Raw genomic sequence first — 19,749 nt, 5'->3', positions numbered from 1 at the left:
GCGAGCGGCGGGCAGGGTTATCTGTTTGACGAAGACGCGTCGTTTCGGAACCGCCACGGTCATGAACTCACCGGCCAATCTGCAAGTATCACGCACCACTTCGCCGCGCACGCCGCAGGCCGGCGCGCGCGAGGCGCATGTGATTGTCGTGGGCAATGAGAAGGGCGGGGCGGGCAAGTCCACCGTCGCCATTCACCTGGCGATCGCGCTGATGCGCATGGGCCAGATGGTGACGGCGATAGACCTTGATCTGCGTCAGGCCTCGTTCACCCGCCATCTGGAAAACCGCACACGTTGGGCCAATACGCGCGGGGTGGACCTGCCTATCCCCGATCAGGCCGTGATGCGCACCAGCCTGTCTCGCGACATGGATGTGGCCGAAGCCGAGGAGCGCGCCGCCTGGGAACGCGAGCTGGCGAGCCTGAAGGCGCGCAGCGATTTCATCGTCATCGATGCGCCGGGCCATGACACGCACTATTCGCGCCTCGCCCATGCATCGGCAGACACCATCATCACGCCGGTCAATGACAGCTTTGTCGATTTTGACCTGCTGGCGGACGTGGATCCCGAGACCTTCGAGGTGGGCCGTCCCAGCGTCTATTCCGAAATGGTGTGGAATTGCCGCAAGCAACGCGTGGCGCGTGACAAGAAGCCTATCGACTGGGTGGTCATGCGCAACCGCGTCTCCACCCTCGATGCCCGCAATACGCGCCGCGTGGCCGATGGGCTTCGCAAGCTGTCAGAGCGGATCGGCTTTCGCATCGCGCCGGGTTTCTCTGAGCGGGTGATCTATCGCGAGCTCTTCCCGGTCGGCCTGACCCTGCTGGACCTGACCGAGAGCGGGTCTGCCATCCCTTTCACGATGAGCCATGTCGCCGCGCGCCAGGAATTGCGTGACCTGCTGATCGTGCTCAAGCTGCCGCCACTGGCGGGAAAACCTTTCCCATTCTGATGGCGGCGCGATGAGCATTCTGTTCGGAGTTCTGATCGCGCTGGGAGCGATGGTGCTGCTGGCCTGGCTGTTTGCCAGGGCGAAGCCGTCCTCCGTTGTGAAGACGGGCCGCAGCATTGCCGCTGCCGTCGTCATTCTGCTCGGTGTGGTGATGACCATGCGCGGCATGGGCATTCTCGGCGTGCCGATGGTGATGGCCGGAATAGGCTTCCTGCTCACCGGCACATGGCGTGGGCGCTCCGCCGGCAGCGGGCAGGGCGGTAGCGGGCCCTCACAATCCTCATCGCCGCACAGCGAAAGCATGACCATCGCGGAGGCACGCGCCACGCTGGGCGTGGAGCCCGGTGCCAGCCGCGACGACATCCAGCGCGCCTATCGCGAGATGATGAAGAAGGTCCACCCCGATACGGGCGGCAGCGGGGCACTCGCCCGCCGCGTGCAAATGGCACGTGATCTCCTGATCGGGGATTAGGGCTTACGCGCCCTGATTGACCGCGAAGCAGGCTTCGTTAAGCCGGGCGAGGTCTGAACAGACCTGCCGGGCCGTGGCCGGGTCTATCGCTTCAAAGCGCGCCCGCCAGAGCGAGCGGCCATCGCGCACGACTTCTTCGGTTACTTGCGTGGCCCCTGACAGGGCAGGGGCAAGGCCCAGCACCGTTTCCAGCCGCGCCTGCGCCACGGCGCGCGAGCCGAATGCGCCCACTTGCACCGCCCAGCCGCCGGATGACGGGCGGGCAGCTTGGGTTGCGGCAGGCGGCTGTGCGGCCGAGGTGACATTGGGACGCTCAGCAGCAGCAGAGTCGAACCGGACGCGGTCGCTGCCTGTATCCCGTGCCGGGCGTGTGAGGTCTGGAATATCTTCCACCACAATGCGTACCGGCGGCGCACTATCGCCTGTCTCGCTGCCAGCCGACCCCATCGCCGTCGGGCCGGGCATGCCGGAAAGCTCGGCGGTGAGGATTTCCTGCTCGCGGATCGGGCTGATGCGCGGCGAATTGAGGCTGGCGAGGATCATCCCGTCGCGGCGGGCATCCAGCGTGGAGAAGGCCGCCTCCACCAGCTCGGTGGCGTGGGCATCGCGTACCGGACCGGTGGCACCGCCCATCACCACCGTGACCAGGCGCCGGCCTTCACGCTCTGCGGTAACGGCGATGTTGAAGCCGGAGGCGCGGATATAGCCGGTCTTCAGCCCGTCCACTCCGCGCACCCGGCCGACAAGCGTGTTGTGCGTGGTGTAGGTGCGGCCCGAATAGCTGAAGCTGCGCTCGTTGAAATAGTGGAAATATTGCGGGAAATCGCGGTGCAGGGCGTGCGCCAGCCGCGCCATGTCGCGTGCGGTTGTGCGCTGCGCTGCGTCCGGCAGGCCCGAGGCGTTGCGGAACACGGTGGCGGTAAGGCCAAGCTCGACCGCCCGGTCCGTCATGGCCGCAGCGAAATCAGCTTCGCTCCCGGCCAGCCGCTCGGCGACCATTACGGCGACGTCATTGGCGCTGCGTATGGTCAGGGCGCGAATGGCGGTTTCCACGCTTATCGTGCCGCCAGCGGGCACACCCAGCTTTGAAGGCGGGCGCGAGGCGGCTTCTGCCGACATGGTCAGCTGCGTGGACAGGGTCAGCTCGCCCCGCTCCAGCGCATCGAACAGCATGTAGAGCGTCATCATCTTGGTCAGCGACGCCGGATAGCGCGCGGCGTCGGGCCTGCGCGCATGCAGCACCTCGCCCGTGTCCATGTCGGCCACGAAGGCGGCGTAACGGTCCTGCGCCATGGCCGGTGTACCCGGCGCCAGAAGCGCGAGCGCGAACACCATGAAGCAGGCGGCGAAATGACGATGTTTCATAGGCCCGCACGATCACAGCAATGCGTTGACGGGCCGTTAACCGCCTCGCCCGGCTCTAAAATTGTGCGCCGCACAAAAATATCTTGACTTCGCGGGCGTGATTCCACATATTTGCTGCAGTTGCGAACTGCAAAGCAGGGTTTGAAACCAATGCCGACCGACGCTGAAACCACCAACGCCCCGGCCGCCACGACGGAGGAAAAGCCCGTTGTGACGAAGGCCGAGGCCGTCAGCGCCACCAAGGCCAAGGCCCCTGCTGCCAAAGCTGAAACCAAACCCAAGGCGCCCGCCGCGCCTGCGAAGAAGGCGGCGCCGTCCGCAAAGAAACCCGCGTCCCGTAAGCCCTCCGCTCCCCGCAAATATACGGGCGCCGTCAAAGGAGACACCATCATGGCTGCTGCCAAGAAAGACCTCGCCAAGGAAACGTTTGAAACCTTCACCGCCGCGTCGAACGACGCTGTGAAGGACGGTATCGAGAAGTCGATGGCCGCTGTGAACGATCTCAGCGCCTTCCACAAGAATTCGGTCGAAGCCGTGATCGCGTCTGCGACCACCGCCTCGAAAGGCTTTGAAGAGCTCAACGCTCTGGCCGCCGGCTACGCCAAGAAGTCGATGGAAGACGGCATGACTGCCGCCAAGTCGCTGGCCTCTGCCAAGTCGGTCCAGGAAGTGATCGAGATCCAGTCCGACTATACCAAATCCTCGCTGGAAGCCTATCTGGCCAACGTGAATACGGTCTCTGACCACGTGTCCTCGATGATGAAAGACTCCATGAAGCCGCTCAACGAGCGCTTCGCGGCCGCCGTCGAGCTGATGCAGTCCCAGCGCTAATCCCGCGCTGACACAAGTTTCCGGCAGGCGAGGGGCCAATCCCCCGCCGCCGGTGACAAGTCCTCCCTGACTGGCCCGGCTCTGCCGGGCCATTTTTTTGGTTTTTGCCTCGCTCCAGCCTGCGGGGCTGGGGCGGACATATCCCACCCAGCCTCCCACTTCGTCATTCCAGAAGCCCGAAGGGCTATCTGGAAACCAGTCGTTTATTTGTGCTCCGCACATCCGTGCGTCGCTGCGGGCAAAAGTGCCCGGCGCGCGGTCGCGCTTTTCAGGCCGCTTTGCGGCCTGCAAGGGCAAGGCCCGCCCGCGGCTTTTCGCAGAACATCGCAACGCAGATGCGTTGCGCAACAAAGAGGCTGGGTTCCGGCTCTCCGCTTCGCTGCGGCCGGAATGACGAGGTGGAGGGGCGTGGCAGTTATTGCACGGCCCAACCTGTTCGCGTTTTCCCGGCGGAAACCGGGGTTCAGCGGGACTAGACACCCGGCATACGCCGGTGAAACACCGGCAGTGCGTAGCCGCGCTTGCCCGGCGCGCCGCTTTTGTTTTATGACGCAGCGCGCAATGCGTATTGGCCGGCGTAGCACAGCGGTAGTGCAGCGGTTTTGTAAACCGAAGGTCGGGAGTTCGATCCTCTCCGCCGGCACCATTCCTCATCTCAGGTTTCGTAGCCCGCCTGGATTGCCGATTGCGGACAGGATGGATCCCGGCCCGGAGGCCGGGACCCGGCATCCTAAACGATCAGCCCGAAAATCAGACCCGCCAGCAGGAAGCCCACGAGATTATTGCTCCAGTGGATCAGGGTGAGTTTCAGGGGCTGGCGTTCCCAGATATGGGAAAGGGCCTGCGTGGTGGCCGAGAAGCCCAGCCAGAGCAGGACGGCCCATATCAGGTGGTCAACCAGCGTGACCGCCACGACTTCGGCCAGCACATAGCCGATAAACGCAGCCATCACGGCCGAGTTGATGACGCCCTTGACCATGGTCAGCGTCATGTTGACGCCCTCGAAAGACTCGCGGGTAAAGCCGTTCAGCTCCATCCAGGCCTTGCCGAAAAGCGGGCCGTACCAGACAAAGCCGACGGCCATGAAGCCGACGGTCGCCAGCACCCAGGCAATGAGGTTGATACCGAGAATTTCCATGTTTCCCTCCTATTTGCGCCAGACCAGGATGGCCGACGCGGCGAGTATCCCCAGCAGCAGGTGGACCGCGTCGAGCGCCAGTGCCGCCGGTGTCATGGTGATGCCGTAGGCAAAGCCATAGAGCAGCGTGCTCAGCGAGAAGCCCGCCCACGCGATGACACCGATGCGCAAATGGCTTTTAAGCCCGCTGGCATTGGCCGCCTGGAACAGCGCGGCAAGGCCCAGCACGGTAAGCACCGGCATGATGGGGCCGAGGAACATTTTCCATTCATGGCCGGCAAAGCTGTCGGCAGTGTAGCCGTACTGCTCCATCCAGAAGGTGGAGAAGAGAAGGCCGTAGATGAGATAACCGATGATGTAGATGGCGACCGCAGCGGCAATCACCGCTAGAAGGTCGTGACCGAAAATTCTGGGCATGAGTGTTTTCCTCCCCGTCCGGGGCGGCTATTGCTCCGCCCTCGAACTGTCGTTGATGGCGCGGCTTGCGCCTGCATTAACCATACGCCCGTTGGGGATTCGCCGCCATGGCCCGCATACTGATCACGTCCGCCCTGCCTTACATCAATGGAATCAAGCATCTGGGCAATCTGGCCGGCTCCATGCTGCCCGCCGATGTCTATGCGCGCTTCCAGAGGATGCGGGGCCATGAGGTACTTTATATCTGCGCGACCGACGAGCATGGCACGCCCGCAGAGCTGGCTGCTGCCGCCGCCGGGCAGGACGTGCGCGCCTATTGCGACGAACAGCATGTCCTGCAGAAGGAAATCGGCGAGCGCTTTGCCCTGTCCTGGGATTATTTCGGCCGCACCTCGTCGCCGGAAAATGCCAAGCTGACCCAGCACTTTGCCGAAGTGCTCGAGGCAAACGGCCTGATTGCCGAGATCGTTGAAAAACAGATCTATTCGAAGGCCGATACGCGTTTCCTGCCGGACCGCTATGTGGAGGGCACCTGCCCCAATTGCGGCTTTGAAAAGGCGCGCGGCGACCAGTGCGATAATTGCGGCAAGCTGCTCGAACCGACAGACCTGATCGAGCCCTATTCCACCATTTCCGGCTCGCGTGATCTCGAAGTGCGCGATACGCGCCATCTCCAGCTCAAACAGAGCCAGATGGAGCCGCGCCTGCGCCAATGGGTGGACGAGGCCACCAGCTGGCCGCAGCTCGCCCGCTCCATCGCCTATAAATGGCTCGATGAGGGGCTTCGCGACCGCACCATCACCCGCGATCTCAGCTGGGGCGTGAAGGTGACGAAGGATGGCGGCCCCCGCGAAGGCTTTGAGGACAAGGTCTTCTATGTCTGGTTCGACGCGCCTATCGGCTATATTGCGGCGACCGCCGAATGGGCGAAGGCTACGGGGAATGACTGGGAGCGCTGGTGGCGCACCGACAAGGGGGCGGGCGATGTCTCCTACGTCCAGTTCATGGGCAAGGATAATGTCGCCTTCCACACGGTCAGCTTCCCGGCCACCATCCTCGGCTCTGAGGAGCCGTGGAAGCTGGTGGACCGGCTCAAAGCCTTCAACTGGCTCAACTGGTATGGCGGCAAATTCTCCACAAGTTCAAAGCGCGGCGTGTTCATGGACAGCGCACTGGAGCTGCTGCCGTCCGATTACTGGCGCTGGTATCTGACCTCGAATGCCCCTGAAGGCTCTGACACCCAGTTCACCTGGGAGAGCTTTCAGGGCGTCATCAATTCAGACCTCGCCAATGTGCTCGGCAATTTCGTCAACCGCATCACCAAGTATTGCGCCGCGAAGTTCGAGGGTCAGGTGCCGGCGGCCGGCACGCCCGGCGAGGCGGAAGCCTGGATCGCGTCAGAATTATCCGAACGGCTGAAAGCGCTGACCGCGCATTACGAGGCGATGGAGTACCGCAAGGCCGCCGCCGAGACCCGCGCCATCTGGGCGGCGGGCAATGAATATCTGACAAAAGCCGAGCCGTGGGTGAAGTACAAGAGCGACGTGGACGCCGCGGCTGTGGGCGTGCGTACAGGGCTCAATCTGGCCGCGCTCTTTGCCATCATCGCCCAGCCCATCATCCCGGACACGGCGGGGAAGGTTCTCGGTGCACTTGGCGTCCCTGACGACAGGCGCAGCTGGCCGGACTGGCAGGACAAGACCCTGCTCGACGCCCTGCCGCAGGGCCACGCCATCACCCCGCCCGAAGTCCTCTTCGCCAAGATCGAGGACGCCTCGGTGGAGGAGTGGAAGGAACGGTTCGGAGGGGAGTAGAGCTGTCTTTTTTGATGCTCCGCCCATCCGGGCGTCGCTCCTCGCATAGGCTCGGGGGCGCAGTCGCGCTTGCGGGCCGCTAATGCGGCGCGGGAATCTCCGCCTTAGGTCCCGGCCCCCGAGCCGGGACCCATGGGAATATTCGATGGCTGAAAACATGGATCCCGGGTCAAGCCCGGGAACCCGGTTGAGGGCGCTGGGGCTTTTCCCATGTTAGCTTCCCGGTTGTCATCCTCCGGCCGCGTAGCGGTCCGGGGGACCCAGTTTTTAAGTTCCGCAAGGCATTCCCCGCCTGCGCGGGAACGGCGAAAGAGCTACCGCATCCCCCTTCGCCCTGCCTTTACCAGCTCGGCGGTTCGCGTTTCGATGGCCGCTTCCAGCGCCGCGATGAAGGCTTTGGGATCATCGCCAGGGTGGATCGGGTCCAGCAGCTCGATGATCGCAAGACCGGGGTGAAATTCCCATTTCTGCTGCGGCCAGAATACGCCCAGATTGGTGGCGACGGGAATGACAGGCCGGTTCAGCACTCTGGCCAGCTGATAGACGCCCAGCCGGTAGCGCTTTTTCGACCCGACCTCGCTCAATCCGCCTTCGGGGTAGATCAGCACGTCGCGGCCTGATGCCTGAAGCGCCCGCAGCCCTGTATCGAGCGCGCCGTTCGCGCGCTTGCCGCCCGCATTGTCGACCACAACGGCCTCGGCACGGCGCAGTATCCACCCCACTAGCGGGTATTTGAGCATGTGATCGCCGATCACATAGGTCAGCTCCCGGTGGCGCGAGACCAGGCATATCCCGTCGCCCCAGGACTGGTGTTTCGACGCGATTACCGCCGGTTCGGTGTCAGGCAGCACGTGCAGGCGGCGCACCAGCAGTTTCAGCCCGCAAATCCCCATCCAGCCGGTCATCGCCCGGCAATAGAGCCAGATCGCGCCGACTGTCGGCCACCGTCCGGGTATCAGCGTGGCCGGAGCGACAACCAGCAGGCCCATCATCACCGAGATGAACCAGTAGCCGGAATGGAAGATATGCGTTCGCAGGGTGCGCTCCCTAGCTGGGTGAGGCGCGCATGATGGAGCGCGCAGCGATTCCGGCCAAGGGGCGTTTCTGAAATCCCGGATCTCTGCGTATGCGGGGTTTCAGAGCGGGTTGACCCGGCGCGCGCAGCGGTCTGTTCTGACGGGCATGGAATAAGGAGGGGAAAGCCCATCATGCGCACGCTCGTTTCAGCACTGGCTCTCGCCGCTTCGCTGGCCATGCCCGCCGTCGCCCAGGACGATCTGAGCGAGGCGCTGCAATCGGACTGGGATGCGCACTTGCGTCCCCTCTACGAGCATTTCCACGCCAATCCCGAGCTGTCCTTCATGGAGTTCGAGACCGCCGCGCGCCTGGCCGCCGAGCTGCGTGATGCCGGCTATGAGGTGACGGAGAATGTCGGGCGCACCGGCATTGTGGCCGTAATGGAAAACGGCGAGGGGCCTGTGGTGCTGATGCGCGCGGACATGGACGGCTTGCCGGTGCGCGAGCAGACGCCGCTGGAATACGCCTCCACCGTTATCGGCCAGGACCGGATGGGCAATGAATTTCCCGTCATGCATGCCTGCGCGCACGACACCCACATGACCGCCCTGGTCGGGGCGGCGCGCTGGATGTCGGAAAATCGCGAGGCCTGGTCCGGCACGCTGGTGCTGATCGGCCAGCCGGCAGAGGAGGTGGGTCTGGGTGCCTATGCCATGCTGGAAGAAGGCCTCTATGAGCGCTTTCCGGTGCCCGACGCCGTGATCTCGCACCATACCTGGGGCTATGTGCCCGCCGGCCAGATACGCTATGTGCCGGGTTTTGCCATGGCCAATGTCGACACGGTGGACTTACGCATTCGCGGCATTGGCGCGCATGGCGCTTCGCCGCATCTGGGCCGTGACCCGGTCGTGCTCGGCGCGCAGATCGTCACGGCGCTGCAAACGCTGGTCAGCCGGGAATTGTCGCCGTTTGATACCGGCGTGGTGACGGTCGGCGCCTTCAATGCCGGCACCAAGCACAATATCATTTCCGATGAAGCCCATCTGCAGATCACCGTGCGCTCCTATACCGATGAGGTGCGCGAGCGCCTTCTCACCGGCATTGAGCGCATTGCGCGCGGCACGGCGATGGCCGCCGGCCTGCCTGAAGAGCTGATGCCGGTGATGGAGATAGACGAGGTCTACACGCCTGCGCTCTATAACGACCCGGCCTTGTCGGATCGGGCGGGCGCGGTGCTCACCCGGCGCTTTGGCGATGCGGTGGATACGGCAAGCCCGGTGACAGGCGGCGAGGATTTCGCCCGCTACGGCCGCACCGAACACGATGTGCCGATCTTCATGTTCTGGGTTGGCGGCTCTCCGCAAAGCGTATGGGACGCCGCGCAGGCACAGGGCGAAACACCGCCCGCCAATCACTCGCCCTTCTACTATCCTGATGCGCAAAGCGCCGTGACCATGGCCGCCGAAGGCATGACGCTGATCGCGCTCGACCTGTTCGAAAACGGGGTTCCATAGGGCCGCATTTACCTTTGCATGATTTGATTTCATGCTCAGGGATGGCCATATTGGTAAGGCTATGAGGGTTTGTTTCCCGGAGGCGCCCCAATGCAGGTAAAACGCCACGCGCTCAACATTGCCGAGCATGAAACGACCGGCTGGCTGGTCGCTACCGCAGACGGGCTGCCGGGATTCTTTGTGCAGGGTTCGAGTCTCGAACAGATCCGCGACCGTGCGCCGCGCGTCTTGGCGCGGTATCTGGAGCGCCAGAATATCGCTGCTTCAGACATTGCCATCATTGAGGAAGCGGCTTCGCCGGACGGGTTTCACTCGACGCGGCTTGCTGCAGAATATCAGCCGCTTGCTCCGATAGCCGCCGAGTGACGGTAGAAGAATATCTCAGGGAGCTACGCGAAAGAGCCGGTCTCACGAAGATGGGCCCGGCCTTTGATGGCAATATTCTGTGCTGTGACCAGAACCACACCCATTTCGAGGTGCCTGATCCGGATGAAATACCGGAGGACGCGCGCCGGGCCGTTCTGGAACTGGTGATTAACAATCTCGCCAAATACGCTCTGGGCTACTAGGCCGCAAGACAGGGCGGGGCCGGGGCGCTAGGCTGGCCTCCCGCCGGCCTGTCGCGCCTTTTTTGTCCCTCCTGCCGCCGAGCCTGCCACCCGTCATGACCCCCCTTCATATCGCCATTGCGGGCTGTGGCCCGGCCGGGCTTGCTGCGGCGCTGCTGCTGCACCGTGATGGCCATCGCGTGCGCCTCTATGAGCGCTTCGAGACGCCGCGCCCGATTGGGTCCGGCCTCCTGATCCAGCCGACGGGGCTGGCGGTGCTGGAAAGGCTGGGTCTCGACACGGCGCTGAAAGCCCATGCGGCCTGCGTGGAGCGGCTTCTCGGCAAGGCGGTGCGGTCGGGCGCGACGGTGCTCGACGTGCGCTATAGCGCGCTTGGGACGCCCTTGCGCGTGGGGCTTGGCATTCACCGCGCGGCGCTGTTTGCGATCCTTTATGAGGCCGTGCGGGCCGAGGCCATTCCGGTCCATACCTCTGCCGAGATTACGGGCAGCGAGCTGGGCGCAAACGGCCAGCGCGCGCTGCTGCTGGCCGATGGCCGCCGCGAGGTGCCGTTTGATCTCATTGTCGACGCGCTGGGCACGCGCACGCCACTGGCGCCGCCGACAGGGAAAGAGCTGGCCTATGGCGCGCTCTGGGCGAGCCTCGACTGGCCGGAAAACTCCGCGCTGAACCCGCATGCGCTGGAACAGCGCTACCGCGCGGCCTCCATCATGGCGGGCGTGCTGCCCATCGGCACCGCGCCGCATGACGCACGCGCCAAGGCCGCCCTGTTCTGGTCCATCAAGGGGGCGGATGTGCCCAAGTGGCGCGAGGCGGGGCTGGAGGCGTGGAAAGCGCAAGTGCGCGCCGTCTGGCCCGCCGTGGAGCCTCTGCTGGAGCAGATCACGGACCCCGATCAGCTCGTCTTTGCCCGCTATGCGCACCGCACGCTCAAAACCCCCGGCGAAACGGGTCTTATCCATATCGGCGATGCCTGGCATTCGGCCAGCCCCCAGCTGGGGCAGGGGGCGAACATGGCGCTGCTGGATGCGTGGGCGCTGGCGCTGGCTTTCCGCGAGGGTTCGGACGTTTCCGACGCCATCGCCATCGCGATTGCCTATCGGCGTTTCCATGTCTGGCTTTATCAGGTGCTGACGGCCTTCTTCACCCCGGTCTACCAGTCTGACAGCCGCCTCATCCCCTTCCTGCGCGACCGGCTGGTCGGCCCTGTCTCCAAGGTCTGGCCCGCGCCCGGCATACAGGCGGCTCTCGTCAGCGGGCTGGTGGGAGGGCCTTTGGGGCGTCTCCATCTTCGCTGAAACCGCGTCCCCGCCTTGACATTGGGCGCGCGCCAAGGCCTTTTCCGCGCTGATTTCCGCCCCTGATTTCCGGGCGGGTTTTTGTCCGCCCTGTCCGGCCCGTTTCCACCTCAGTTTCAAAGAGCCCTGACCCATGTCCGTTACCAAGACCCATTGGCGCACCCATACCTGCGGCGAGCTGCGCAAGACCGACGTGGGCAATGATGTCACCATCTCCGGCTGGGTGCATCGCAAGCGCGACCATGGCGGCCTCCTGTTCATCGATCTGCGCGATCATTACGGCCTGACCCAGTGCGTGCTGGAGCCGGATTCAGAGCATTTTGCCCGGCTGGAGCGCCTGCGCGTGGAGAGCGTTGTCACGCTGACGGGCAAGGTGGTTGCCCGCAGCGATGACACGGTGAACAAGAATCTGCCCACCGGCGAGGTGGAGCTGCGCGTGGAGGGCCTCACCGTCCAGTCCGAGGCGGAAGAATTGCCGCTGGCCGTGTTCGGCGAGCCGGACTGGTCTGAGGAAGTGCGCCTGAAGCACCGCTATATCGATCTGCGCCGCGAGAGCCTGCACAAGCGCATCGTCCTGCGCTCGAAAATCATCGACTCCATCCGCCGCCGCATGGTCGAGCAGAATTTCGTCGAGTATCAGACGCCGATCCTCACCGCCTCCAGCCCCGAAGGCGCGCGCGACTATCTGGTGCCCTCGCGCCTGCATCCGGGCAAGTTCTACGCCCTGCCGCAGGCCCCGCAGCAGTTCAAGCAGCTCATCATGGTCTCCGGCTTTGACCGCTATTTCCAGATCGCGCCCTGCTTCCGCGACGAGGATGCGCGCGCCGACCGTGCGCCCGGAGAGTTCTACCAGCTCGACATGGAAATGAGCTTTGTCGACCAGGAAGACGTGTTCGGCGTGATCGAGCCGGTGCTGGCGGGCCTCTTCCGCGAGTTCGCTGATGGCCGCGAAGTGAGCGATGACGCCTTCCCGCGCATTCCCTATGCCGAGGCCATCCGCACCTATGGCTCTGACAAGCCGGATCTTCGCAACCCGCTGAAAATGCAGGCCGTGACCGAGCAGTTTGCCGGTTCCGGCTTCAAGGTGTTTGCCGGCATGATCGAGAAAAACCCCGCCGTAGAGGTGTGGGCGATCCCTGCCCCGACGGGCGGTTCACGCGCGTTCTGCGACCGGATGAATAGCTGGGCGCAAAAGGAAGGCCAGCCGGGCCTTGGCTATATCTTCTGGCGTGAAGAGGGTGGGCAGCTGGAAGGCGCAGGCCCCATCGCCAAGAATATCGGCGAGGAGCGCACCGACGCCATCCGTACCCAGCTCGGCCTGAAAGCGGGCGATGCGGTGTTCTTCGTCGCAGGCCAGCCGAAAGACATGTACGCCTTTGCCGGCCGCGCACGCGACATTGTCGGGCGTGAGCTCGATCTCACCGAGAAGAACGTGTTCCGCTTCTGCTGGATCGTCGATTTCCCGATGTATGAGTGGAATGAGGACGAGAAGAAGGTCGATTTCTCCCATAACCCGTTCTCCATGCCGCAAATGGACGCCGAGACCTTCATGGCGCTCGACCCCAAGGACTCCGACACGCTGCTGGGCCTGAAAGCCTGGCAGTACGACATCGTGTGCAACGGGGTGGAGCTGTCCTCCGGCGCCATCCGTAACCACCGTCCCGATGTGATGCTCAAGGCCTTCGAATATGCAGGCTATGGCCCGGAAGTGGTCGAGGAAGCCTTCGGCGGCATGCTCAACGCCTTCCGCTATGGCGCCCCGCCGCATGGTGGTATCGCGCCGGGCGTGGACCGCATCGTCATGCTGCTGGCGGGCGTCGAAAACCTGCGCGAAGTGGTGATGTTCCCCAAAGACCAGCAGGCTCGCGATCTGATGATGAACGCGCCGGCCTACCCGGAAGCGCGCCAGCTGCGCGAGCTGCACCTGCGCACCGTGCTGCCGGAGGCGAAGAAGGGGTAGGAGGGGAAGCCTCCTGCTTCTACCTCTCGTCATTCCAGAAGCGGCGTGAGCCGCTATCTGGAACCCAGCTAAAGCAGCGTCTCGTACAGATCGCGCCAATCAGGGTTGGCCGCTTCGATCAGTTCCAGCTTCCATGCGCGTTTCCAGCCTTTGATCCGCGTTTCGCGGATAATGGCGTGCTCCATGGTGGCATGCACTTGAACCAGACGAGAAGCTTCACGCCATACTTGCGTGTGAAGCCAGGCACCATTCCTTCGCGATGTTCGTAAATCCGCCGCAACAGATCGCTGGTCACGCCGGTGTAGAGCGTACCGTTGCGCTGGCTCGCCAGAATGTAGACGGCAGGCTGAAAGAGGCGCTCGCGCGAAAGAAACAGTTTTCTGGGTTCCGGCTCTGCAGCTTCGCTGCGGCTGGAACGACGATGTAGGAGAACACGCCCACTCTTTTCGTCATTCCGGGGGAGCGCAGCGACACCCGGAACCCAGATTTTTTCAAGAACGACTGGGTTCCAGATAGCGGCTGCGCCGCTTCTGGAATGACGAAGGGGTGGGGGGTGTGATCCTGCAGCGAGCAGTGCGAAAACCGGCACGCACTGGAAAACCAACCCTACCGCCGGTCGGGCCGCTCGGAGCGGGCAGGGGGCGAGGGTGGCGAGGGTGGCGCGGGCGGCGTGGACGGGCGCTGCGCGTCCTCCAGCCAGAACTGCACCGGCTCGCCCACTTCAGAGCGGCGTATTTCAAACTGCCAGCCCGTATGGGCGCGCGCCCGGGCCAGCTCGGCCTGCGCGCGGGCAGCCTCGCGCAGGGCTTCGCGGGCATGCTCCATCGCCTCGCGCTCCAGCCCGCCAGCGGCCATGGCCCTTGACTGAACGCTGGCCAGCGCATTGGCAAAGGCTTCCTGCGCGGCTTCCAGCTGCGCCAGGCGGCGCGCCTCGGCCTCGGCAATAAAGGCGCGCTCATCGACCGGACCGGTTCCTGCGACCGGCTCGTCGCACGCTGAAAGCGTGATGATCAGGAAATCGGGCAGGCGCGTCGACGCGTCCCCGCAGGCCTGGGCGAGCAGTTCCGGTGTCAGCCCGTCCACATCGCTCAGATCCACCCCGGTGAGGTTTACTGCACGGAAGCGCGCCCCGGCCAGATTGGCCCCGGCCAGACGTGCGCCTGTCAGGTCCACATGATCGAGAAACGCGCCCTCCATCGATGCATCGCGCAAATTGGCGCGGTGCATGATGATGTGCTGCATCACCACATTGGTCAGGCGTGCCTCGCTGAGATCGGCTGCACGCATATCGCCGGAGCGTATCGTGGCCGTGCTGAAATCCGCCTCGCGCAGGTTCGAGCCCTGCAGGGCCACCTGAACAAGGCTGGCCCCGTTCATCTGCACGTCGCGGGCATTGGCCCCCTGCAGCATGACCTGGTGCGCGCGCATGTCCGTCATGTTCGCGCCGGTCAGGATGGCGCCGCTCATCGTCACATTGGACAGGCGCACCTCGCGCATGGACGCATCGGAGAAGTCCGCGCCATCCAGGCGCATATTGGCGAAGCGCGCGCCCAGGAGCTGCGCGCCGGAAAAATCGGCATTGGCAAAATCGCCGCGATAGAGGTGCGCGCCTGCCAGGTTCGACCCGCTGAAATCGCAGGAGGCGCATTCCCCGCCAATCACCAGGCGGCGTTGCGGATCGGTATCGCGCTGGGCCCGGACGGCCTGTGCCGTATCGCTGGTCTCGCCAAGATCGGACGCGGCAAGGGCTGACGGCGTTAACGCTGTCAGCGGAAAAAGCGCAGCAAAGACAAGATGGCGCAGCGTCATGCCCTTTTTCCTACTCCCCGGCGCAGGCAAGAGCGACTTAAATTGCAGTAATGGGAAATGTCTAGCGCGAAGCCGTGCACGGCGGAACATGCAGGCCCGCGGGCAGGCGCGTCGATGCATCGCCGCAGGCAGTGTTCAGCTGGCTTTGTGTCAGGCCGTGGGCGCGCTCCATCTCGGCGCCGGAAATATTGGCCCCGGCAAGGTTCGCGCCGGAAAAGTCCGCGCCGCCGAAATATCCGCCCACCAGAGTGGCGCGTTCCAGATTGGCTCCGGCAAAGCTCACCCCCGTAAACCGGCCGCCGAACAGATTGGCGATGGAAAGGTCGGTCTGTGCCAGCCGGGCATTATTCATGGTGGAGAGCGACAGATCCGCCTGGCGCAGGCGCGAGCCGGAAAGGTCCACGCCCGGCAGGTTGCGGTAGGCGAGGTCGGCCTGGAACAGATTGCATCCGGTGCAGGAGCTGCCCGCCTGCACGCGCGCGATCTCCCTGGCGTTTTGCGCCCATGCGGGCGCGCCAGCGGCGGCTAGCAATGCCAGTACGGCCAGAACCTGTTTCATCACGGCACATCCTTTACCGGCCCTTGCGGGCTTTCAAGGGAGAACACGCAAGGAGCGGGCCGGGGGTGTCAGAAACGGGCAAGAACCCGAACCAGCTCCACCTGGTTTGCAGCCCCGGTCTTGGCGAAGATCGAGCGCATATGGACGCGGGCCGTTTCGTGGCTGATCCCGAGATGGTCGGCGACAGAACGCAGATCGTTGAACGTGCTGGCGAACAGGTGTGCGATTTCTGCCTCGCGAGCCGTGAGACCAAAAAGACTGCCGAATTTTTCCGGTGCGCACGGCGGTGGCCCTGCTCCGGGAATCTCGATGATGCAGCGGTGGGAAACACCGTGCATGCCCAGGCTGGCAATGGGCACAAATCCAAGCCGCAACAGATAGCTGCGCTCTCCTGACGGCCTGTGTATGGCGCAGAAACGTTCAGCCGGTCCATCGTAGTTGGCGTAACAGGTGCCTTGGATCAGCTGGCGCAGTTCCTGGCCATCAGCGTGATCGGCGGTGCACAAATGGCCCTGTGTCACGCTCAAGCCGTCCCCGGCAGACAAGATGGCCTCGGCGGGGGGATTGGCATCAAGAATTTTGCCCTTGCCATCGACCAGCATGGCCGGGTGCCGGATCAGGCGCAGGTCAGGCGGGCGATAGGCGAGGCGCGATGCGCGTTGCAAATGGTCAAACACCAGGGCGTGGAGTTTCTCCTGCTCCGGTGTCAGCCGGTGCATGTCTGCGGGTGTATGCAGGGCAAGCACGAGGCTGACCCCGTCATTGCCAGCACTGAAGCGGCTGTGATAATCGCCGCTGCCCAGCTCATGGCGGATGAAGTCGTGCCAGACATCCGGCTCAGGGGTCAGCGCCCTGCCGGTATCGCGAAACCGGAAATTGCCGCCCTCGGGCCGGGCAAGGGCGTAGGGTACGCCCGGATCAATCGGCACCAGCTCGCGATGGAGATCCAGGGCATCGGCGAGGGCGGACGTCTCCGGGCCAACCACGCTGGATACGGGCAGCGTGCCTGTCGAACCGTCAATGACCGCCAGAAACGCAAATCGCGCATCGGACAGATTCACAAATTGCTTCAGTGCATTGGTCCAGCGTTCCGGCTCAACCACGCCCTCGTATATTTCACCCAGCAAAGCTGAAATAACGTCTTGTGAATGCATGGCGCCCGCTTTCCCATTATTAACCTTGCCCATGCCGGCCAGTTAATCAAGCGCAGCCTAACCCGATCGGGTGATGCGGCCAGCGCACGAGGGGCGTTAACGTTCTTCAGATGCGCTCAGATGCGGGGTTTTCCGGGGTTCAAGGGGAAAATGAAATGCGGACGGTATTAACCACCACCCTATTGCTGTTTCTGTTTGGTTGCGCAAGCAAAGATGCCATCGGTGCGGCGATACAGCCACAGGATTTGGTCATAGACGCGATGACCGCGCGATCCATTCTGGGCGATGACTATCGACAACTCATCGGGGATACCCGGTCTTCTTACGGTCACCGCCCTGTCAGGGTGCGCTCTATTGAGGCGTATCTGGCCCAGAGCGCTGACAATGATGAGGCCGCAAACCGGCGCCGCGCGGCGCTGGTCAATGCAGCAATGTCCGCATCGGACTTGCATTGCGCGCGCTATTTTGAGCGGACGTCCCGGACCGACAGCACCGCCTCGTCCATTCTCGGGACCTTCTCAATCGCGTCGGCTGCGGTGGCAACCGCCGCCAGAGCATCACAGAATGCCTGGGCGGCTAGCGCTGTGGGGTTCAGCAGCACACGTGACCTGTTGCGAAGCGAATGGCTCAGCGACCAGTCCACCTCGCTCATCTTCAGGACCGTTATCCTTGAGAGGCAAAGAATATCTGAGCAAATTCAGCCTTCTAAAAGCTTCTATGAGAATATGGGCCATGTCTACAGATACCATTCGGCGTGTTCCGTAGAAGCAGCGCTCACCGCCATTGAATCGGCGGTGGAAGGCCGGTCCAGCGCTGACCGGATGGACAATTTCACGTCCGAACTTCGAAGCTTTCAGGACCGCCTGCAACAGCTGGAAAGCTCGGAGGAAGAACCCGGCAATCCGGGTTCGGACGAAGACCGGCCAACAACTGAGTAGTCAAACTCGTGAAGAGCCAGCCAGCAAGCGGGCACTTAGAAAGCCATGGAGGAATCGATGAAAAAGTATTCTTTAGCTAGTTTGAGTGGCGGGTAAGCGGTCCTTTTCGCCCTGTGGCCCTCAACAGAGCGGTGAGTTTGATTGCGTTGGCCGCTGTGACAACCGAGCTGAGTGCGCAGCGGCAATCGGAGCCTGAGCCCATTGAACCATAAACAACATGCGGCTTGGGAAAGCCCATGGCTTCACGCGCCGTGTCGTCAGGGAACCCACGCCTGAGGCGAAATTCACCAGGACAAACCGGGCGTCTCGGACGCCGCATTAGGGGAGAACCACGCCATGACGAAAGCCATCCGATTTCCAGTGAGGCTGAAGCAAGTAATACATACCAATTCATACATTATTAATAGCGATCATATCGCTAAGACACTTTGTGCAATAAGCTTTTCCATATTGTTATCAATATTCGTCTCTTTTCAATCTACAGCAAATGCCACATATTACAATATTAATGAAAATACATTTAACAATTTAAGTAAATCCATAAGCGCTCAACAAAGGGCGAACATCACTGTAAGAGGTGGTGGAAATACTAGAAATGAAGCGGATCGAACATTAAGCGATAGGGCAAATGTTGAATGCGCGAGAAATATTGGGATGTCATCTGACCAACTAAATACACTGAGTGGTTCGGGAATTACATTCGGCGAAATCACAAATGTACGATGCGAATTTGTCCCCAGGGGGGGCGGCTATGATGGCGTCAGGTACTACGACTGGCACCGTTGTAGCGCTACTGCACGGTGTCTTACCCGAGCGGAAGTGGAGGCGGTTGTAGCTAGGAGGCAAGCAGAACGGGAAAGCCGTGAACGAGCCGAAGCGGCATCACGCCAGCGCGCCCAGGAAGAACAGCGCCGTCAGCAGGCTGCGGCGGCGGCCCAGCAGCGTGCGGCTCAGGAGCGCCGCGCGCGTGAGGCGCAGGAGCGTCAGCGCGAGGAAGAAGAGCGCCTGCGTCAGGAGGAGGAAGCGCGTCTGTTGGCTGAGGCGGAACGCGCCCAGCGCGAAGAAGAAGACCGCCTGCGACGTGAGGCCGAGGAGGCCGAGCGCGCCCGGCGGGAGGAATTGGCGCAAGCCGGTCTCGAGGCGGTAAACAGATGTAACCCCCCCATCCGGGGCAATGCGAGATGGCTTGGCTTGGGAGTCTCCGTAGAACCGGGCATGTATGTGAGCTCTCATTATCCTCGCGGAGGTGATTTCAGCCGGCCCGAGAACTATGCTTGCCACGTAATGTCCCCGCTCGCCGCCTGCGAGGGCCTGATGTGCAGCGAAGCCGTGAGGATCAGAATGGATCACATGGTCGAGCGTGATGTGGGTGAAGGTGCTCTTCGCAATCATGGCACCTGCTACGATGTGGCCGTGCGGCGGGTTTCAGCAGAAATGCGATATTCGCCCGTCCCGTCGCGGGCCAATATCGAGCAGGACGGATTTACGGAGCCTTCGTCGCTGTTTGGGCCGCTGCGTGCGGCGAGAGACGCAGAATGGAATGCGCGTGTGAATCATGTGGAGCGCATGTTCAGGTCGGCACACCAGGAAAACGTGACGCGGGTGGCTCAATGCCTCGAGAGCGCCGGGTTCAATTTTCAAGGGCAAAGCCTTCAGGAATTCGACATGTGGGGCACGCCATTAGATTTGGTGCGCGAAGGAGAAGAGGGCGGTGCCCGTCCAGGTGACCCCGGATGAGCCGGGCACGAGCGGTACCGGCAGGTCTTATGCCCGTTTGATATAGACCCCTCTTGCGCGTCACCAGACCCGGGCGGACTTCATCAGGTCCGCCCGGGTTTTTTGTGTCTGAGAGCATCGGATTTTCGCGGTGCCAGAAACTTGAGAAGCCTTCCTGCCTTCGCTCCCGTGTGCAGCCACCGTGCGGCGCCTCCTTGCCCCCCCC

The 19,749-nt window shown here is 62.9% G+C and carries 20 protein-coding genes, 1 tRNA gene and 1 pseudogene; 12 read left to right on the top strand and 10 right to left on the bottom strand.

Annotated features, from left to right (window positions below):
* The first annotated feature begins 61 nt into the window (after nucleotides 1-61).
* Together IEV75_RS09195 and IEV75_RS09190 are read left to right on the top strand one after the other, a co-directional pair.
* Complete coding sequence (locus tag IEV75_RS09195; RefSeq protein WP_188452300.1) at nucleotides 62-952, top strand: division plane positioning ATPase MipZ; 891 nt, start codon at nucleotides 62-64, stop codon at nucleotides 950-952.
* 10 nt (nucleotides 953-962) lie between these two features.
* The gene (locus tag IEV75_RS09190) at nucleotides 963-1,424 is read left to right on the top strand and encodes a J domain-containing protein (RefSeq protein ID WP_188452265.1); all 462 of its coding nucleotides are present in this window, start codon (nucleotides 963-965) and stop codon (nucleotides 1,422-1,424) included.
* 3 nt (nucleotides 1,425-1,427) lie between these two features.
* On the opposite strand, the gene IEV75_RS09185 is transcribed toward IEV75_RS09190, so the two are convergent.
* Nucleotides 1,428-2,789 (bottom strand): D-alanyl-D-alanine carboxypeptidase, encoded by a 1,362-nt coding sequence (locus IEV75_RS09185; protein ID WP_188452264.1) that lies wholly within the window; start codon nucleotides 2,787-2,789, stop codon nucleotides 1,428-1,430.
* Entirely contained in the window at nucleotides 2,786-3,193 is a 408-nt protein-coding gene (locus IEV75_RS09180; protein ID WP_188452263.1) for a hypothetical protein, read from the bottom strand. The genes IEV75_RS09185 and IEV75_RS09180 overlap by 4 nt, the downstream gene beginning before the upstream one ends.
* Here IEV75_RS09180 and IEV75_RS09175 point away from each other — a divergent pair.
* Nucleotides 3,180-3,620 (top strand): phasin family protein, encoded by a 441-nt coding sequence (locus tag IEV75_RS09175; RefSeq protein WP_188452262.1) that lies wholly within the window; start codon nucleotides 3,180-3,182, stop codon nucleotides 3,618-3,620. The genes IEV75_RS09180 and IEV75_RS09175 overlap by 14 nt on opposite strands.
* Nucleotides 3,621-4,191: 571 nt before the next feature.
* A tRNA-Thr gene (locus IEV75_RS09170) sits at nucleotides 4,192-4,266 on the top strand.
* An 84-nt stretch (nucleotides 4,267-4,350) separates the two neighbouring features.
* Here IEV75_RS09170 and IEV75_RS09165 read toward each other — a convergent pair.
* Both IEV75_RS09165 and IEV75_RS09160 read right to left on the bottom strand, forming a co-directional pair.
* Nucleotides 4,351-4,758: a DUF1761 domain-containing protein gene (locus tag IEV75_RS09165; RefSeq protein WP_188452261.1), complete on the bottom strand. Its 408-nt coding sequence runs from the start codon at nucleotides 4,756-4,758 to the stop codon at nucleotides 4,351-4,353.
* A 9-nt stretch (nucleotides 4,759-4,767) separates the two neighbouring features.
* Nucleotides 4,768-5,175, bottom strand: a complete 408-nt coding sequence (locus tag IEV75_RS09160) for a DUF1761 domain-containing protein (RefSeq protein WP_188452260.1) — start codon at nucleotides 5,173-5,175, stop codon at nucleotides 4,768-4,770.
* A gap of 107 nt (nucleotides 5,176-5,282) precedes the next feature.
* Here IEV75_RS09160 and metG point away from each other — a divergent pair, with 107 nt between their 5' ends.
* On the top strand, nucleotides 5,283-6,989 hold the full coding sequence (gene metG / locus IEV75_RS09155) for a methionine--tRNA ligase (protein ID WP_188452259.1): 1,707 nt from the start codon (nucleotides 5,283-5,285) through the stop codon (nucleotides 6,987-6,989).
* A 314-nt stretch (nucleotides 6,990-7,303) separates the two neighbouring features.
* Here metG and IEV75_RS09150 read toward each other — a convergent pair whose 3' ends face one another.
* Entirely contained in the window at nucleotides 7,304-7,981 is a 678-nt protein-coding gene (locus tag IEV75_RS09150) for a lysophospholipid acyltransferase family protein (RefSeq protein WP_188452258.1), read from the bottom strand.
* Between the two features lie 216 nt (nucleotides 7,982-8,197).
* Here IEV75_RS09150 and IEV75_RS09145 point away from each other — a divergent pair, with 216 nt between their 5' ends.
* The 5 genes from IEV75_RS09145 (at nucleotide 8,198) to aspS (ending at nucleotide 13,347) form a co-directional block, all read left to right on the top strand.
* The gene (locus IEV75_RS09145) at nucleotides 8,198-9,520 is read left to right on the top strand and encodes an amidohydrolase (RefSeq protein WP_188452257.1); all 1,323 of its coding nucleotides are present in this window, start codon (nucleotides 8,198-8,200) and stop codon (nucleotides 9,518-9,520) included.
* Between the two features lie 90 nt (nucleotides 9,521-9,610).
* Nucleotides 9,611-9,886, top strand: coding sequence for a hypothetical protein (locus IEV75_RS09140; RefSeq protein ID WP_188452256.1), 276 nt, complete (start codon nucleotides 9,611-9,613; stop codon nucleotides 9,884-9,886).
* A 50-nt stretch (nucleotides 9,887-9,936) separates the two neighbouring features.
* Nucleotides 9,937-10,089: a hypothetical protein gene (locus IEV75_RS09135; RefSeq protein ID WP_188452255.1), complete on the top strand. Its 153-nt coding sequence runs from the start codon at nucleotides 9,937-9,939 to the stop codon at nucleotides 10,087-10,089.
* A gap of 95 nt (nucleotides 10,090-10,184) precedes the next feature.
* A complete protein-coding gene (locus tag IEV75_RS09130; protein WP_188452254.1) occupies nucleotides 10,185-11,387 on the top strand; it encodes an FAD-dependent oxidoreductase in 1,203 nt (400 codons plus the stop codon).
* Nucleotides 11,388-11,520: 133 nt separating this feature from the next.
* Nucleotides 11,521-13,347 carry an aspartate--tRNA ligase gene (gene aspS / locus IEV75_RS09125; RefSeq protein ID WP_188452253.1) on the top strand — a complete coding sequence of 609 codons (1,827 nt, stop codon included), beginning with the start codon at nucleotides 11,521-11,523 and terminating at the stop codon, nucleotides 13,345-13,347.
* Between the two features lie 68 nt (nucleotides 13,348-13,415).
* On the opposite strand, the pseudogene IEV75_RS14065 reads toward aspS, so the two are convergent.
* The 4 genes and pseudogenes from IEV75_RS14065 to IEV75_RS09105 form a co-directional block, all read right to left on the bottom strand.
* Nucleotides 13,416-13,723, bottom strand: a pseudogene (locus IEV75_RS14065) (GIY-YIG nuclease family protein).
* Between the two features lie 230 nt (nucleotides 13,724-13,953).
* Nucleotides 13,954-15,156, bottom strand: coding sequence for a pentapeptide repeat-containing protein (locus tag IEV75_RS09115; protein WP_188452252.1), 1,203 nt, complete (start codon nucleotides 15,154-15,156; stop codon nucleotides 13,954-13,956).
* A 61-nt stretch (nucleotides 15,157-15,217) separates the two neighbouring features.
* The gene (locus tag IEV75_RS09110; RefSeq protein WP_188452251.1) at nucleotides 15,218-15,715 is read right to left on the bottom strand and encodes a pentapeptide repeat-containing protein; all 498 of its coding nucleotides are present in this window, start codon (nucleotides 15,713-15,715) and stop codon (nucleotides 15,218-15,220) included.
* 68 nt (nucleotides 15,716-15,783) lie between these two features.
* A complete protein-coding gene (locus tag IEV75_RS09105; RefSeq protein WP_188452250.1) occupies nucleotides 15,784-16,869 on the bottom strand; it encodes a helix-turn-helix transcriptional regulator in 1,086 nt (361 codons plus the stop codon).
* A gap of 110 nt (nucleotides 16,870-16,979) precedes the next feature.
* On the opposite strand from IEV75_RS09105, the gene IEV75_RS09100 reads away from it, so the two are divergent.
* Nucleotides 16,980-17,807, top strand: coding sequence for a hypothetical protein (locus tag IEV75_RS09100; protein WP_188452249.1), 828 nt, complete (start codon nucleotides 16,980-16,982; stop codon nucleotides 17,805-17,807).
* An 882-nt stretch (nucleotides 17,808-18,689) separates the two neighbouring features.
* Here IEV75_RS09100 and IEV75_RS09095 read toward each other — a convergent pair.
* Nucleotides 18,690-18,935, bottom strand: a complete 246-nt coding sequence (locus IEV75_RS09095; RefSeq protein WP_188452248.1) for a hypothetical protein — start codon at nucleotides 18,933-18,935, stop codon at nucleotides 18,690-18,692.
* Between the two features lie 213 nt (nucleotides 18,936-19,148).
* Here IEV75_RS09095 and IEV75_RS09090 point away from each other — a divergent pair, with 213 nt between their 5' ends.
* Nucleotides 19,149-19,544, top strand: coding sequence for a hypothetical protein (locus IEV75_RS09090; protein ID WP_188452247.1), 396 nt, complete (start codon nucleotides 19,149-19,151; stop codon nucleotides 19,542-19,544).
* Nucleotides 19,545-19,749: the final 205 nt, after the last annotated feature.

Origin of the sequence: Glycocaulis albus (assembly GCF_014639075.1) — a bacterium.
Taxonomy (GTDB): Bacteria; Pseudomonadota; Alphaproteobacteria; order Caulobacterales; family Maricaulaceae; genus Glycocaulis; species Glycocaulis albus.
Note: the sequence above shows the minus strand (reverse complement) of the source record. Positions and strands in the feature narration are given on the sequence as shown.